The organism is Limnohabitans sp. Hippo4, assembly GCF_003063605.1.
Taxonomy (GTDB): domain Bacteria; phylum Pseudomonadota; class Gammaproteobacteria; order Burkholderiales; family Burkholderiaceae_C; genus Limnohabitans_A.
In genome coordinates this window covers 874881-890646 of sequence record NZ_NESE01000001.1, presented here as the reverse complement: position 1 = coordinate 890646, position 15766 = coordinate 874881, and the positions used below count along the sequence as shown (strand labels likewise).

14 protein-coding genes are annotated in these 15766 nt (G+C 54.4%); 10 read left to right on the top strand and 4 right to left on the bottom strand.

Annotation, left to right across the window (positions count from 1 at the left end):
* The first annotated feature begins 7 nt into the window (after positions 1–7).
* Entirely contained in the window at positions 8–1738 is a 1731-nt protein-coding gene (locus B9Z46_RS04140) for an NADH-ubiquinone oxidoreductase-F iron-sulfur binding region domain-containing protein (protein WP_233245904.1), read from the top strand.
* On the top strand, positions 1739–4597 hold the full coding sequence (fdhF, locus tag B9Z46_RS04135; RefSeq protein WP_108254619.1) for a formate dehydrogenase subunit alpha: 2859 nt from the start codon (positions 1739–1741) through the stop codon (positions 4595–4597). It abuts the gene before it with no gap.
* On the opposite strand, the gene queC is transcribed toward fdhF, so the two are convergent.
* From queC to B9Z46_RS04120, 3 genes are read right to left on the bottom strand one after another with little or no spacing between them, the layout of a single operon-like run.
* The gene (gene queC / locus B9Z46_RS04130) at positions 4582–5304 is read right to left on the bottom strand and encodes a 7-cyano-7-deazaguanine synthase QueC (RefSeq protein WP_108254618.1); all 723 of its coding nucleotides are present in this window, start codon (positions 5302–5304) and stop codon (positions 4582–4584) included. The two genes, fdhF and queC, sit on opposite strands and share 16 nt — an antisense overlap.
* A 33-nt stretch (positions 5305–5337) precedes the next feature.
* The gene (locus B9Z46_RS04125; RefSeq protein WP_055360077.1) at positions 5338–6282 is read right to left on the bottom strand and encodes an ABC transporter permease; all 945 of its coding nucleotides are present in this window, start codon (positions 6280–6282) and stop codon (positions 5338–5340) included.
* A 19-nt stretch (positions 6283–6301) separates the two neighbouring features.
* A complete protein-coding gene (locus B9Z46_RS04120) occupies positions 6302–7267 on the bottom strand; it encodes a sugar ABC transporter substrate-binding protein (protein ID WP_055360078.1) in 966 nt (321 codons plus the stop codon).
* Positions 7268–7452: 185 nt separating this feature from the next.
* On the opposite strand from B9Z46_RS04120, the gene B9Z46_RS04115 reads away from it, so the two are divergent.
* The 6 genes from B9Z46_RS04115 to B9Z46_RS04090 all read left to right on the top strand — a co-directional run bounded on the left by B9Z46_RS04115 (position 7453) and on the right by B9Z46_RS04090 (position 12839).
* On the top strand, positions 7453–8235 hold the full coding sequence (locus B9Z46_RS04115; RefSeq protein ID WP_055361868.1) for an ATP-binding cassette domain-containing protein: 783 nt from the start codon (positions 7453–7455) through the stop codon (positions 8233–8235).
* Positions 8229–8669, top strand: a complete 441-nt coding sequence (locus B9Z46_RS04110) for an RbsD/FucU family protein (RefSeq protein ID WP_055360079.1) — start codon at positions 8229–8231, stop codon at positions 8667–8669. Before B9Z46_RS04115 ends, B9Z46_RS04110 begins: the two co-directional genes overlap by 7 nt.
* A 23-nt stretch (positions 8670–8692) precedes the next feature.
* Positions 8693–9880 carry an ROK family transcriptional regulator gene (locus B9Z46_RS04105; protein ID WP_199220538.1) on the top strand — a complete coding sequence of 396 codons (1188 nt, stop codon included), beginning with the start codon at positions 8693–8695 and terminating at the stop codon, positions 9878–9880.
* Between the two features lie 41 nt (positions 9881–9921).
* Positions 9922–11028, top strand: a complete 1107-nt coding sequence (locus B9Z46_RS04100) for a phosphotransferase family protein (RefSeq protein ID WP_108254616.1) — start codon at positions 9922–9924, stop codon at positions 11026–11028.
* Between the two features lie 39 nt (positions 11029–11067).
* The gene (locus B9Z46_RS04095) at positions 11068–12045 is read left to right on the top strand and encodes a Bug family tripartite tricarboxylate transporter substrate binding protein (protein WP_233245903.1); all 978 of its coding nucleotides are present in this window, start codon (positions 11068–11070) and stop codon (positions 12043–12045) included.
* A gap of 68 nt (positions 12046–12113) precedes the next feature.
* Positions 12114–12839 carry a FadR/GntR family transcriptional regulator gene (locus tag B9Z46_RS04090; protein WP_108254615.1) on the top strand — a complete coding sequence of 242 codons (726 nt, stop codon included), beginning with the start codon at positions 12114–12116 and terminating at the stop codon, positions 12837–12839.
* On the opposite strand, the gene B9Z46_RS15040 is transcribed toward B9Z46_RS04090, so the two are convergent.
* Positions 12836–13798, bottom strand: a complete 963-nt coding sequence (locus tag B9Z46_RS15040) for a LysR family transcriptional regulator (RefSeq protein WP_158268395.1) — start codon at positions 13796–13798, stop codon at positions 12836–12838. The two genes, B9Z46_RS04090 and B9Z46_RS15040, sit on opposite strands and share 4 nt — an antisense overlap.
* Positions 13799–13886: 88 nt before the next feature.
* Between B9Z46_RS15040 and B9Z46_RS04075 the strand changes: the two genes are divergently transcribed.
* Together B9Z46_RS04075 and B9Z46_RS04070 are read left to right on the top strand one after the other, a co-directional pair.
* On the top strand, positions 13887–14879 hold the full coding sequence (locus tag B9Z46_RS04075) for a tripartite tricarboxylate transporter substrate binding protein (protein WP_158268394.1): 993 nt from the start codon (positions 13887–13889) through the stop codon (positions 14877–14879).
* A gap of 2 nt (positions 14880–14881) precedes the next feature.
* A complete protein-coding gene (locus B9Z46_RS04070; RefSeq protein WP_108254612.1) occupies positions 14882–15733 on the top strand; it encodes an alpha/beta fold hydrolase in 852 nt (283 codons plus the stop codon).
* Positions 15734–15766: the final 33 nt, after the last annotated feature.

The following is a 15766-nucleotide window of genomic DNA, read 5'->3' as shown; positions in this document are numbered from 1 at the left end:
AGACAGCATGACACGAGAAGAAATCAAATCCCACACCATCGTCACTTTGGCAAGTGCTGAAGAGATGGCGCTTCAACTTCGCCAAAGGCGGCAGCTCAAGGGTCGACAAGCTGACGAGACTTCGCTGCAAGAGGTCCAGCAGTTGCTGGGCATGGCGTCCGACGTTCTCAAGGAGCGGCGCGATTTGCTGATTGAGCATCTGCACAAGCTCAATGACACGCACCGCGGTTTGCATCAGCGTCACTTGGTGGCATTGGCCAAGTTAATGAACATGGCCATGGCCGAAGTTTATGAGGTAGCCACGTTCTACCACCACTTTGAAGTCCTTCAAGATGGTGAGCAAGCGCCACAGTTCACAGTGCGTGTCTGCGACGGACTGAGCTGTGACATGGCGGGTGCGGCCACATTGCTTGGCAAGTTGCAGGCATCGCTGGGTGCTGATCAGGTCAAAGTGGTCGCAGCGCCTTGCATGGGTCGTTGTGAGCAAGCGCCGGTTGCCGTGGTGCATCAACATGAAATAGGGCATGCGTCCGTAGACCAAGTGATGCAAGCCGTTCAAGCGAAAGCGATTGAAGCTGTGGTGCCCGACTACATTGACTTCAATGCCTATGTGGCCGATGGTGGTTACGAATTGCTTCAAGCGTTGGACAAAGGTACTTCAGATACAGAAGCCGTCTTGAAAGCCATGGAGGATTCAGGTCTGCGCGGCTTAGGCGGTGCAGGATTTCCAGCGGGTCGCAAGTGGCGCATTGTGCGCGAGCAAGTTGCGCCTCGCTTGATGGCCGTCAACATTGATGAAGGTGAGCCAGGCACCTTCAAAGACAGAACTTATTTAGAACGAGATCCCCATCGGTTTTTGGAGGGCATGCTGGTGGCAGCCCATGTGGTGGGCATTGATGCCATTTACATTTATTTGCGCGACGAATACCATGGCTGCAGAAACATTCTCGAAAAAGAACTGGCCAGTCTTCAAGCCAATGCGCCTGTTGCCTTGCCCAAGATTGAATTGCGCCGAGGCGCTGGGGCTTACATTTGCGGCGAAGAGTCTGCCATGATTGAAAGCATTGAAGGCAAACGGGGTGAACCCCGCATGCGGCCGCCTTACATTGCACAGGTCGGCTTATTTGGCAGGCCGACGCTGGAACACAACTTTGAAACGCTTTATTGGGTGCGCGACATTGTGCAAAAAGGACCTGAGTGGTTCTCTAGCTATGGCCGTCATGATCGCAAAGGTTTGCGCAGCTTCAGTGTCAGTGGGCGTGTCAAAAAGCCAGGTGTGAAGCTGGCGCCTGCAGGCATCACCATTGCAGAGTTGATCGAAGAGTATTGCGGTGGCATGCAAGAAGGTCACAAGTTCTACGCCTACTTGCCCGGCGGTGCTTCTGGCGGCATTCTGCCTGCATCTTTAAATGACATTCCACTCGACTTTGACACCCTGCAAGCCTATGGCTGCTTTATTGGTTCAGCGGCGGTCATTGTGTTGGGTCATCAAGACTCAGCACGGCAAGCTGCGCTCAACATGATGAACTTCTTTGCACACGAAAGTTGTGGACAGTGCACGCCTTGTCGCGTGGGAACGGCCAAAGCTGTTCAGCTGATGCAAGCCCCTGTTTGGGACACCACCACCTTGGAAGATTTAAACCAAGTGATGACCGATGCTTCGATTTGCGGTTTGGGTCAAGCGGCCCCCAATCCCATTCGAAGTGTCCAAAAATATTTCCCACAGGAGATCATCTAAATGAACGCCCCTGTGTCCAAAGAATTGCTGGCGCCACCTAGCGTTGAATTCAAACTCAATGACCAAACCGTGGTCGGCTTTGAAGGTGAATCGATTCTCAATGCGGCCAAGCGACATGGCATTGAGATTCCGCACCTCTGCTACAAAGAAGGCATGCGCGCAGATGGCAATTGCCGTGCATGCGTGGTGGAAATCAAAGGTGAAAGAACGCTGGCCCCCAGCTGCTGCCGCAATGTCACCCCAGGCCTTGAGGTCTTGAGCCAAAGCCTTCGCGCCAAAAAGAGCCAAGAGATGGTGTTGGAGCTGTTGCTGTCGGATATGCCTGATCAGGGTTATAAATGGACAGAAGCAGGGCAACATGGTGAGCTGAGCGATTGGGCGCAGGCAATGAACGTCACGGTCAGACCTGAACTTCAAAGTCTGCGGCGCGAGCAGCCATCGGCTGATGTCTCGCATCCGGCCATGGCGGTCAACTTGGATGCCTGCATTCATTGCAACCGCTGTGTTCGTGCTTGTCGTGAAGAGCAAGTGAACGATGTCATCGGCTATGCACATCGCGGTGCGCACAGTCAAATTGTGTTTGATGTGCAAGACGACATGGGCAGTAGCAGTTGCGTAGCTTGTGGCGAGTGTGTGCAGGCTTGCCCTACCGGGGCACTGATGCCCAAGACGCAAGTGGGCTCGCAAGTGGTTGACAAAAAAATCGACTCTGTGTGTCCCTTCTGCGGTGTGGGCTGCTTGCTCACTTACAACGTGAAAGACAATCGCATTGTGAGTGTGGAGGGGCGAGATGGCCCCGCCAACCACAATCGCCTCTGTGTCAAAGGACGTTTTGGATTTGACTACATTCAGCACCCGCAGCGACTCACTGTTCCGCTCATTCGCAAGGTGGGCGTGCCCAAGAACCCAGAAGCAATTCAAAACCTCAATCGCAATGCATCGCAGTGGGCGGATGTTTTCAGGGAAGCCACATGGGCAGAGGCGCTGGCCATAGGTGCTGGCAAATTGAAACAATTGCGCGATGTGCACGGCCCTAAATCTTTGGCAGGCTTTGGTTCGGCCAAAGGCAGCAACGAAGAAGCCTACTTGTTCCAAAAATTGGTGCGCACTGGCTTTGGCTCGAACAATGTCGACCATTGCACGCGCTTATGCCATGCCTCTAGCGTGTCTGCATTGCTAGAGGGCGTAGGCTCTGCCGCCGTCAGCAATCAAGTGAACGATGTGGAACATGCTGGCTTGATTTTGGTCATAGGTTCCAACCCCACTGCCAATCATCCTGTGGCCGCCACCTGGATGAAAAATGCTGCCAAGCGTGGCACTAAAATTGTCTTGGCAGACCCCCGTGTCACCGACATTGGCAAACACGCTTGGCGCACATTGCAGTTCAAGCCCGATACCGATGTGGCCATGCTCAATGCGCTCATCTACACCGTGATTGAAGAGGGCTTGGTCGATCAGGATTTCATTCAAACACGTGCTAACAACTACGAAGCACTGAAGCAAAACATTCAGGGCTATAGCCCCGAAGCCATGGCGTCCATATGCGGCGTACCGGCACCAACGTTGCGTGAAGTCGCGCGTGAATTTGCCACCAGCAAAGCGGCGATGATTTTGTGGGGCATGGGTGTCAGCCAACACGTGCACGGCACCGACAATGCGCGTTGCCTCATTGCCTTGGTCACAGTGACAGGGCAGATTGGCAAACCGGGTTCAGGCCTGCACCCTTTGCGCGGTCAAAACAATGTGCAGGGTGCCAGCGATGCGGGCCTCATTCCCATGATGTACCCCAACTACCAGCGCGTCTCTAACCCCGATGCCCACGCTTGGTTTGAAAAGTTTTGGGACACCCCCTTAGACAGTCAACCCGGCTACACCGTTGTGGAAATCATGCACAAGGCCTTGGCTGATGACAGCGATCCGCACAAAGTGCGCGGCATGTACGTGATGGGCGAAAACCCCGCCATGAGTGATCCGGATTTGAATCACGCTAGGCACGCGCTGGCATCGCTAGAACACTTGGTGGTGCAAGATATTTTCATGACCGAGACCGCATGGCTGGCCGATGTGGTTTTGCCTGCCACAGCATGGCCAGAAAAAACGGGCACTGTGACCAACACCGACCGCATGGTGCAAATGGGTCGACAAGCTGTGGATGCACCGGGCCAAGCCAAGGCTGATTTGTGGATCGTTCAGCAAATGGCCAAAGGCATGGGCTTGAATTGGCACTATGAAGGTGAGCACCATGGTGTGGCGGCGGTCTACGAAGAAATGCGCCAGGCCATGCACGAAGTGATCAGCGGCATTTCATGGGATCGCTTGGCGCGCGAGTCCAGTGTCACGTACCCCTGCCTGACAGAAGACGACCCTGGCGAGCCCATCGTCTTCAAAGACCATTTCGCAACGGACGATGGCCGGGTTCATTTGGTGCCAGCTGACAGCATTCCTGCCAATGAGAGACCCGACGCGCAATATCCCTTTGTGCTGATCACGGGCAGGCAGCTCGAGCACTGGCACACGGGTAGCATGACGCGAAGAGCCACCGTGCTTGATGCCATTGAACCTGAAGCAACGGCGTCTTTGTGTGGTGCTGATTTGCTGTCCTTGGGAGTGAATGCGGGCGACGTCATCACCTTGACCTCACGGCGTGGCGAAGTGTGTTTGCGGGTTCGCCGTGACGATGGCACACCGCAAGGCGCCGTGTTTGTACCCTTTGCTTATTACGAGGCGGCTGCCAATTTAATGACCAATGCCGCGCTTGACCCGGTTGGCAAAATTCCCGAATTCAAATATTGCGCCATTGCAGTCAAGGCAGGTGGTCAATTGTCGGAAGCTGTGGGATTTTTTCAAGCGCCTGCTTGAGGGCGATCTAGTTGGTAACGCTCATGCCCTGTGCGACGTAAATCGCAAGCGGGGCAGGTGTTGCAGCCGTAACCCCAAGCGTAGCGGTGCGTGCGGTCACCCAAGTAGCAAGTGTGAGTTTCTTCTTCAATCAAAGAAACCAAAGCCTGTCCGCCTAATTTCTCTGCCATGTTCCAGGTCTGCGCTTTGTCGAGCCACATCAAGGGTGTCTCGAGCACCAAGCGAGTGTCTAGGCCCAAGCTCAAAGCGACTTGGAGTGCTTTGAGGGTGTCGTCACGACAGTCTGGGTAGCCAGAGTAATCGGTTTCGCACATGCCGCCCACAATCATTTTGAGCTGGCGACGGTACGCAATGGTGGCGGCAAAGGTCAGGAACAACAAATTGCGACCTGGCACAAAGGTGTTGGGCAAGCCGTTTTGCTGCATCTCAATGGCTTTGTCTGCTGTGAGAGCCGTGTTGCTGATTTGCCCTAGCAAGCTGAGGTCTAGCATGTGGTCTTCGCCCAGCTTGTGTGCCCATTGCGGGAATTGTTGTTGAATGCCTTTTAAAAAATGCTCTCGGCAAGACAGTTCAATAACATGTCGCTGGCCATACTGAAAGCCAATGGTTTCAACGCGCTCGTATCTTTCAAGTGCCCAGGCTAAGCAGGTGGCGGAGTCTTGGCCACCTGAAAACAGGACAAGGGCAGAGGTGTTGAAAGTGGACATTGAAATTGCGCAGAAGCTGAAGTTCTGGCAATTTTATTTCTTTAACAGGTGCTTGCGCCTTATCACATCAATCCAGACCGCCACAATGACCACAGCGCCAATGGCCATCATCTGCTTGAACTGAGAAACTTCCATCAAGTTCATGCCATTGCGAATCATGGTGATCAACACAGCACCGAGCAAGCTGCCCCAAATGCTGCCGCGTCCACCAAACAAAGAGGTGCCGCCCAGGATGACTGCGGCAATAGCATCGAGTTCAAACATCTGCGCCATCTTGCCGCTAGACGAATCCATGCGGGCCATCAACACAATGGCGCCCAATGCACAGGACAAACCCGAGATGACGTACACACCCAGCTTGTACCAACGGATGTTGATGCCGACTTGGCGCGCGCCCATTTCATTCGAGCCCATGGCGTACACATAGCGGCCAATTTTGGTGCTCGACAAAATGAAGGCCATCACCACAAAGAAGATGCCCGTGATCAGTGTGGGCATGGGAATGCCCAACACTTGTCCGTAGCCCAAGAAGGGCAGGGGATCGGGCAAGCCAGCGTTGTCAAAGCCACCCGTCAGGTCAAACGCCAATCCGCGCCACAAGGTCAGGCCCCCCAAGGTGACGATGAAGGCGGGAATGCCCACAAACGCCACCAAGTAGCCATTGAACAAACCCACTGCAGCGCCAATGCCCAATGCCACCAACATGGCCGCATAAGGATCGACGCCCACCTTGATCATCAAGTGGCCGGCCACTGCGCCGGCCAAGGCGGTGAGCGCGCCCACCGCCAAATCCACGCCGCCAGTCAAGATCACAAAAGTTTGACCGCCCGCCAACAAGGCAATGACCGAGGCTTGCACCAAGATATTGGACAAATTGCCAGTCGTTAAGAAGTACGGTGAAGCCACTGTGAGCAGTGCGCCCAATACGAGCACTGCCACCAGGGCGCCGTACCATTCTTGTCGGGTGATTGATTTCATGTCTGAGAGCGATCTTGAATTACTTGGCTTTGACTTTCATGAACTGACCCACGCCGGAGTCGGCTGCGAATTTGTCCACGTTGGAGGGCAGCACCAAGAATGAACCGGTGTCGATGCGGGCTTCAACCTTTTTGCCTTGTGCGGCAGCGACGGCAGTTTCCACGCCCACTTGACCAATCTTGGCCAACATTTGTGCCGCGTTCGCTTGTTGCCAGCCTTGCTTCATCATGTCCAAGCCGCCGGGTGAACCGTCAAAGCCTGCGATTTTGATGTCGCCTGGTTTTTTGCCTGCAGCCATCAATGCAGCTTTTGCGCCCAATGCACCGCCGTCCCATGCGCAAGCAATCACCTTGGCATTGGGGTTGCTGCGAAGAGCTGCTTCCACGCCGTTTTGCGCCATGGTCTGGTCCCATGTGGTGGGCACTTCCACAATCTTCACGTTCTTACGGCCAGCGTTCAAGGCGTCAATGAAACCCTTCTTGCGCTCTTGACCTGTGGACTGACCTTGGTCGCCTGTGACGTAAATCACAGTGTCGCCATCTTTGATCTCACCAGCGGCCCACTTGCCTTGCACGTTGGCAGCTTTGATGTTGTCGGTCGCCACATACGAAGTGATCTTGGCACCGGTGATGCCTGTATCGACTGCCACCACGGCAATGCCAGCGGCCAAAGCTTTGTTGATGGCAGGGGCAATGCCTGCTGAATCAACAGGGGCGATGGCAATGGCGTTGACCTTGCGCGTGATCATGTCTTCCACGATGGCCAGTTGTTTGGAGAGCTCACCTTTTTCGGCGGCCAGTTCAATGAACTTGACGCCAGGTGCAGAGCCAGCTTTCTTGGCGCCGCCGTTGATCAGGGTCCAACCTTCATTGGTGTTGCCGTTGGTGATGTAGGCCACGGTCACGTCGGCCGCCATGGCCGAGGTGAACAAAGTGGCTGCAGCTGCCGCAATGGCCAAACGGCCAAAAGTACGTTTTGTGATCATGGGGTATCTCCGTTGTTTGAGGTTATGAAGCCAGAAATTCCTTTTTCTGACTGCCGGTGTATTTGAATCGAAAAGCCGACTAAGTAAACCTAGTAGTTTTACTAATGCAATGTTTTTGAAAATCCGCGATGCTTGCGACCCATAGAAAGCTTGAGCGCGTGCTGCACCCCTTTTGGACCTTGAAAATGTCAAAAACTGTTTTAGAAATCAACCACTTAACTAAGCACTACGGGGGCGTGAAAGCGCTCACCGATGCGCATTTTCAGCTGTTGCCAGGGGAGCATGCCGCCATCGTGGGGGACAACGGTGCAGGCAAAAGCACCTTTGTGCGGCTCATCACCGGTGTGGAGCAACCCAACGAGGGCGACATCTTGCTGGAGGGCCAGAAGGTGAGTTTTGCATCGCCCTTGGACGCACGAGATCAAGGCATCGAGACGGTTTACCAAACCTTGGCCTTGGCCGAAGACCTAGATGTGCCAGCCAATATTTTCTTGGGCCGTGAAATCACCCGCTTGAACTTGGGCCCTCTGTCCATCTTGAACCACAAGGCCATGCGCGAACAATCGGCCAGCATGTTGGCCACCACGGGTGTGAAGATTCAGGACATGTCCGAAAGTTTGCGCGGCATGTCGGGCGGCCAGCGCCAATGTGTGGCCATTGCGCGTGCCGCAGGTTTTGCCAAGAAACTCATCATCTTGGACGAACCCACTGCGGCCTTGGGTGTACAAGAAACAGCGCGCGTGGAGCAGATCATCAAAGGTCTGAAGCAACAAGGCATACCCCTCATCATCATCAGCCACAACTTACGCCAAGTGTTTGACTTGGTCGATCGCATCTGGGTGTTCCGTCAGGGGCGCATCATTTGTAGCCGTCTCACACGTGAAACCAGCCCCGAAGAAATTGTGGGCTTGATCACCGGTGCCATCGATCCAGCGTCCTTGAAATCTGAAGCGAGCGTCGCATGTTGAAAGGCATTGATCCACTGCTCACGCCAGAGTTGCTCATGCATTTGAGCGCCATGGGGCACGGCGAGTGGGTGGCTGTGGTGGATGCCAATTTCACCGCCGATTATTTGAGTCAGGGCAAGCCCGTGGTTCGCCTGCCTGGGCATTCACTTGAGCGTGTCTGCAAAGCTGTCTTGTCAGTCTTTCCATTAGCGGCAGATGTGGCGCAACCCGTGGCTTTCATGCGGGTGTGCAACAGTCCAGAAGGCCATGCTACGGAAGCGCAGCAAGCGGTGATTGATTTGGCGGTGGCGGAAGGTTTGCATCCATCACACGTCGAATCGGTGGAACGGTTTGCGTTTTACGACAAAATCAAAAGCGCCAGTTTGCTGGTTCAAACCGGTGAAGGCACGGCCTACGGCAATGCGATGTTTTGCAAAGGTGTGATTCTGTTTTGAACAAAAGCGCTTCTTCTCACCGCATGCGGGGCTCCAACCATGTGGGCATGCGTCAGTTCAATGAGCGAATTGTGTTGCAAGCTATTCGCCACCACGGTGCCATTCCCAAAGCCGATCTGGCGCGCTTGACCCAACTGTCAACCCAAACGGTGGCCATCATCGTGAGCCGTTTGATGGATGAAGGTTTGCTGCTCAAGCAAGCCCGCGTTCGCGGCAAGATTGGCCAGCCCTCCGTGCCCTTGTCTTTGAACCCCGAAGGTGCGTTCAGCGTGGGCATTCAGGTGGGGCGTCGCAGTTTGGAGTTGTTGGTCGCCAACTTTTGTGGCGAGCAAGTGCAGCGCATCGAAGTGCACTACGAATTCCCTGAACCCGATGCTTTGTTTGCTGCCATTGCCAAAGGTTTGAAAACGCTCGAAAAGCGCATGGGCGAACATTGGTCGCGTGTGGTCGGTGTGGGCTTGACTGCGCCTTTGTCGCTTCACAAATGGGCTGACCTGATGGGCGGTGAGGCCGCTCAAGCGCTGACGCGCTGGGAGCACATTGATCTGCAAGCGCAGGTTCAACAACTCACCAACTTGCCGGTGGTGTTTGCCAAAGACACCACGGCCGCGTGTGTGGCCGAACTGTTGCAAGGGCAGGGGCGGCGCATTCGCAGTTTCTTGTATGTGTTTGTGGGTACCTTCATTGGTGGTGGCTTGGTCATGTCGGGCCACATTGTGAATGGTGAACGAGGCAATGCTGGCGCCATCGGCTCTTTGCCTGTGGGTTTGTCAACAGAACGTTCAGGCATGCCACCGCAGCTTTTGCAAATGGCTTCGGGCTGGCAATTGGAGCAAGCCTTGATGGCGGCAGGGCATGACCCGTTGCTGGTGCATCAAGAACACATCATGAACCCGGCTTATGAAGGGCTGACGCAGGCTTGGTTGGCGCAAGCCAGCGAGTCCTTGGCCATGTCGGTGGCCACTTCCGCCGCCTTATTAGATTTAGATGCGGTTGTGTTAGACGGCTCTTTGGGTGAGCCCTTAATGACCGCCTTGATGGCCGCCACGCAAAGCAAGTTGGCGCAGTACCGTTTTGATGGTATTCATCAGCCGGCATTGCTCAAAGGCCAAGTGGGTGCGCATGCGCGCGCACTGGGCGGCGCCTTGCTGCCTATGCACAGCCAGTTTTTTCCAGACAAAGAAATTTTCTTGAAACAAGATCAGGGTTAGTCCTAAAAAGAATAATTGCCGGATTGTCCGACAATTGTTTCATGGACCTGACTCTAGACCCTGAAGCCATCGTCGATGCGAAGCCAGCCGCGGCCAAGCATTGGAACAAGGCTGCGCTGGTGGCATACCTGCAGCCGCGAGTGTCAGGCGTCGATGCGTCATTGCAAATGACCAAAATTGAAGGCGGGCAGTCCAACCCTTCTTGGATTTTGAAGTGCAAGAACAAATCTTGGGTGTTGCGGGCCAAGCCAGCGCCGGCTTCGCAACTGATGCCCTCTGCGCATGCCATTGAGCGTGAATTCCGCATTCTTCTAGCTTTGCAACACACGTCTGTGTCCGTGCCACGGGTGCGCGTCTTGTGTGAAGACGAAAGTATCCTCGGTGTGGCTTTTTATGTCATGGACTATGTCGAGGGGCGAATCTTTCGAGATGCCACATTGCCCGAAGTACCAACGGCTGAACGCAGGGCATACTTTGAAGCTGCCAGCAACGTGTTATCGCAGTTGCACCAAGTCGATTGGCGACGTTTGGGTTTGTCAGATTTTGGTCGACACGAGGGCTACTACACGCGTTTGATCAAGCGCTGGACGCAGCAATACACCGCCGCACGCTTGGCCCCGGTGGATGCCATGGACAAACTGGCCGCATGGTTGCCTCTTAACATTCCCGAGGGGGCTGACAGTGCACACGACACAGTCATCACGCATGGCGATTACCGGATTGAGAATTTGATGTTTCACCCTACACGGCCAGAGGTGGTGGCCGTGCTCGATTGGGAGTTGTGCACTTTGGGTCATCCCTTGAGTGACTTGTCTTACAGCACATTGGCTTGGCACATGCCCTCTGGCGTTTTGCGGGGGTACTGTGACCAGGATTGGCAAAGTTTGGGTTTGCCCTCAGAGCAAGAGTTCATCGCCCACTACGCCCAAGCGTTTCAATTGGACACCGCGCGACTGCGCCAGGAATGGCCGTTCTATTTGGCCTTTAACTTCTTTCGTTTAAGTGCCATCTTGGAGGGTATTGGACAGCGCGAACGCGCAGGCATGGCCTCGAGCAGTACGGCCAAAGAAATTGCAGCCATGGCCCAAGGCGTCGCCAAATGCGGTTGGGCTATTGCGCAAGGACAAGCACCCCGGTGGGATGTTTGAAGGTTCGAGAAATCATCCATTTACTCAAAGGAGACAAACATGAAATTTTTAACACGACGCAAGTTGAGCACCGCATTGATGGCCGGGTTGTTTGGCCTGACAGCAGGCATGCCAGTAAAGGCGCAAGATGCGCCTGTGAAAATTTTGGTGGGATTCCCAGCCGGTGGCTCGTTTGATGCCATTGCCCGTTTGCTGGCTGACAAATTCAAAACAGAATTGAACCGCTCTGTGGTGGTGGAAAACAAAGTGGGGGCGGGTGGACGCATTGCAGTCGATGTTTTGAAAATGTCGCCTGCCGATGGCAGTGTCCTGATGCTGGGCCCTGACGCACTCACCTCGTTTTACCCTTTCACATTTAAGAAGTTGAACTACGATGTGAAGAAAGACTTGGTCCCTGTTGGAACAGTCGCTGAATTTGCGTTTGGTTTGGCGGTGGGCACTGCGCCCAAGGTCAATACGTGGGCTGAGTACGTGGCATGGGCCAAGAAAAATCCACAGCAGGCTAACTACGGCATTCCCGCTTTGGGCGCACCGCACCACTTCTATGGCATTTTGTTGGGGCAAGCCATCGATGTGCCCATGATGAACGTGCCCTACCAAGGCAGTGCCCCCATCATGCTGGCCTTGATGGGCGGTCAAATCAGTGCCTCTATCGATGTAGCCACCAGCCAAGTTGAAGCACACCGTGCAGGCAAGATCAAAATTTTGGCCGTGACCTCCGATGCGCGCATTCCGCAAGCGCCAGAAGTACCCACCTTCGCAGAGTTGGGCTATCCCAATGTCACTGGCATGGGTTTCAATGCCCTGTATGCACCGCCCAACACACCTGCCGCGACTGTGGCCACTTTGAACCAAGCACTGGCCAAAATAATGACCCAGGCCGATGTCAAAGAAAAACTCAATGTGATGGGCTTTTTGCCTGTCGGTAAATCACCGCAAGAATTGATTGACCGTCAAAATGCAAGTGCCAAAAAATGGGAGCCCATCATCAAGGCATCTGGCTTTACAGCAGATTGATGTTGTGTAGTGTAGGGGTCAGCCCAGCTGGCTCCTACAATCAAGCATCTTGAACGGCTTGACACACAATGGACATTCCTAAACTTCAAATGACCCCTGCCTACCGGGTGGTCTCAGACGATTTACGGCAACGCATCGTGCGTGGCGAAATTTTGGAAGGTCAAGCGTTTCCAACCGAGTCCGATTTGGCCGAGCGATTTGGCGTGCATCGCTCCACCATTCGTGAAGGCTTGCGTCAGCTGGAACAAGAGGGCTTGCTCAAGCGAATGGGCAAGCGTTTGGTGGTGACCATTCCCCAGCACCGTGATTTGGCCCATGCCGCCGAACGAGCTTTGCGCATGCGTCAAGTGACCTTCAGAGACGTGTGGGAAGTGGCTTGTACCGTAGAGCCAATGTGCGCCCACTTGGCCGCACAGCGAATCAGCAAAGCTGAGTTGGCACTGTTGAAGATCAACTTGGACAAAACAGCCGACTTGGTCGATGCAGGCCAGTCGCCCATCAGTGCCACCATCGAATTCCATGCCTTGGTGGCCGAAGCGACGCACAACCAGGCCTTGTTATTGGCACGCGCACCCGTTAGCTTGTTGATGCGTTCGGGATATGCAGCCATTGCGCCAGCGTTGCCGCAATCGGGTGCGCGATTGTTGGAAGCGCACCGCCATGTCTACGATGCCTTGAAAAAACACGATGCCGAGTCTGCCGTTGCGTGGACACAAAAGCACCTGATGGACCACAAACGCGGTTTGGAATTTGTCGGTTTGGACATGAACTCGCCCATTCCTGAATCTGATTAAATTCGACTGCTTTTCAGTTTGTGGTGTTGCTGGCAATAATCGCGCAGAAAGTTGGCAACCGATTGCGTGGCCAATGAGGCATCTCTTTCGGGCAACAACAAACCCAAGGGGTCAAACGGAATTTTCTCTTTCAAATTGACCGTGGTCAGTTGCTGTGCATTTTTCAACTGCTGAAAAACACTGGCGGGCACCAGCGTCAGCAGCGGCCTTTGCTGCATCATGGCCCAGGTCATGGACGACACCCGCGTGATCACGTGGCAGGTGTTGGGCGTGAATTTGTACTGTTGACTGAGTGCTTCGAATTTTTCGCGCGCGGCCGAACCGATGGGGGACAAGACCCAAGTTTCCTGGCTCAATTCTTTCCATGTCACTTTGGACTTTTTGGCCAGGCGGTGTGAGGGGTTGCAGACCACCACAAATTCATCGGCCATCAAAGCTTGAAACTGCCAGCCTGCAGGGCTTTGTGCGGGTTGGCGACACACCCCCATTTCAATGTCGCCTTGGCTGATGGACGCAAACTGCTCGTTCAGCTCGGCTTCGTGAATGTGCAGCTGAATGCCAGGAAATTGGGCATTCAACGCTGGCACAGCCTCTACCAACAAGCCATTGATGCCTGCGGTTGAGGCTTTGATGCGCACCACACCTTGTCCCAAAGTAGACCTGTCGGCAATGGCCTCTGCGCTGGTGCTCAAACCCAGCAGGCATTGCCTAGCCATGGGCAGCAAGTCTTGGCAGGCTTGTGTGGGCATCACGCCCCGCGCATGACGATGAAACAGTTTCACTTCCAACAAGTCTTCCAAGTCGGCCAGCAGCTGCGTCACGCCCGGTTGGGTCATGCCAATGGACTCAGCGGTGCGTTTGACGCTGCCCAGTTCAGTGAGGCGAACCAAGACTTCGAAATGTCGAAACCTGGCTTTGGACATCAGGCGGTTGAGCAGAACTTTGGCGGAAATTGACATATCAGTGTTACTTATACCTAAGGTGCCAATTCTATTTCTCTTCGAGCAAATAGCAATCCACAATGCGTCAAAACAAAAGGAGACTCCCATGACACTGACCCGTCGAAAACTAACTGCAGCCTTGGCAGCAGGCATTGCCAGCACTTGGGGTGCTGGCGTGGCTTGGGCACAGAGCTATCCGCAAAAAGCAGTCAAGCTGGTGGTGGGCTCACCTCCAGGTGGGCCTTCAGACTTTTTGGCGCGTGTCTTGGCCGATTCGATTGGGCCCGGCATGGGGCAAAACTTCATTGTTGAGAACAAGCCAGGCGCCAGTGGCATGCCGGCCGCAGATCAAGTGGTGAAGGGCGTTGCAGATGGCCATCAGCTGTTGATTTCTGGCCCAGCCTCCATTGTGGTGATGCCGCACATGTTCTCCAAAATCACCTACGACCCGATGCGTGATTTGGTACCAGTCACCATGTTGGGTGCGGGTGCGTTTGTCCTGGTTGTGCATCCTTCTGTGAAGGCCAACAACGTCAAAGAATTGATTGCACTGGCCAAAGCCAATCCCAATCAGCTCACCTATGGGTCCGGTGGCAATGGCTCATCTGGCCATTTGTGCACAGAGTATTTCAATGGCCTAGCGGGCATCAAAATGACGCACATCCCTTACAAGGGTGACGGCCAGGCCGTGGTTGATTTGTTGGCAGGTCAAATTCAAGTGATGTTCACAGCCCCCAATGTGGCCATGGCCCATGTGAAATCGGGCAAGTTGCGCTTGTTGGCGGTCACCACCAAAGAACGCGTTAGCTCCATGCCCGACACCGCCACGGTGCATGAAATGGGGGTGAAGGATTTTGAGTACCTCGGCTGGATCATTGTGTTTGCACCTGCCGCCACACCGCCTGCTGTGGTGGATCAACTGTCAAGCGCATGGTTGAAGGTGAAGAACACACCCGCCATTGCGCAAAAACTCAACGAGCTGGCAATGGCTGCGCCAGAACGCTATAGCGCTCGTCCAGCCTTGCAAGACTTTGTCAAATCTGAATACGCTCGGTTGGGCAAGCTCATTAAAGACAACAACATCAAGTCAGAGGTTTGAACGTGAGCTTTGAATCTTTGGCTGTGCAGCGATGGGCTTTGCCCAATGGCATCGAGTTGCACGGCGTGCGCGCTGGCAAAGGCGTTCCCCTTATCTTCATTCATGGCGCCATGGGGGACTGGCGCTCATGGGAAGCGCAGTGGTCTGCTTTTACAGCGCACTTCGATTGCATCTCTTACAGCCGCCGGTTCAGTTTTCCCAATCAGAACCATCAATCCTCGCCGCACCATTCGGCGTTGGACGAAGCACTAGACCTTGAGCACTTATTGAACTTGCTCAGCATTGACAAGGCCATCTTGGTGGGCAGCTCTTATGGTGGCTTTACTGCTTTGGCCCTTGCCGTTCAAGCGCCACAACGCATTCAAGCGCTGGTGGCCGTTGAGCCGCCCATGATGAAGTATGCGTATTTCACGCCCGAAGGCCGAGATATCGCCGAAGCATTTCGCACAAGCACCATTGAGCCGGCCAATGCCGCGTTTAGAGCTGGTGACGATGTTCGTGCCGCGCAAATCATGACGGGTGGCATCAATGGGGCCACTTCGGCAGTGTCATCTGGCGCGGCCATGGACAAGCGCTTGCAGAATTTGCAAGCCATGAAAATGATCGCGTTGTCGAGCGATGAGTTTCCTCTCATTTCGCCTGAACAATTGGCGGCTTTGCCAATGCCTGTGCTGTTGATGTCAGGTTTGAATACGCAGCCTGTGCACAAGGCCATCTTCGACAACGTGGTCGTCGCGATGCCCAACGCCAAAGCGGTGCGTGTGGCCGGTGCCGGTCATGGCGTCAGTCGAGAGCAAGCGGCATTTTTCAACACCACGGTGTTGGCTTTTGTGGCAGAATTCTCGACGCTTTGAATTGGCTGCGCAGGGCTGCTCAAATGCGGGGTT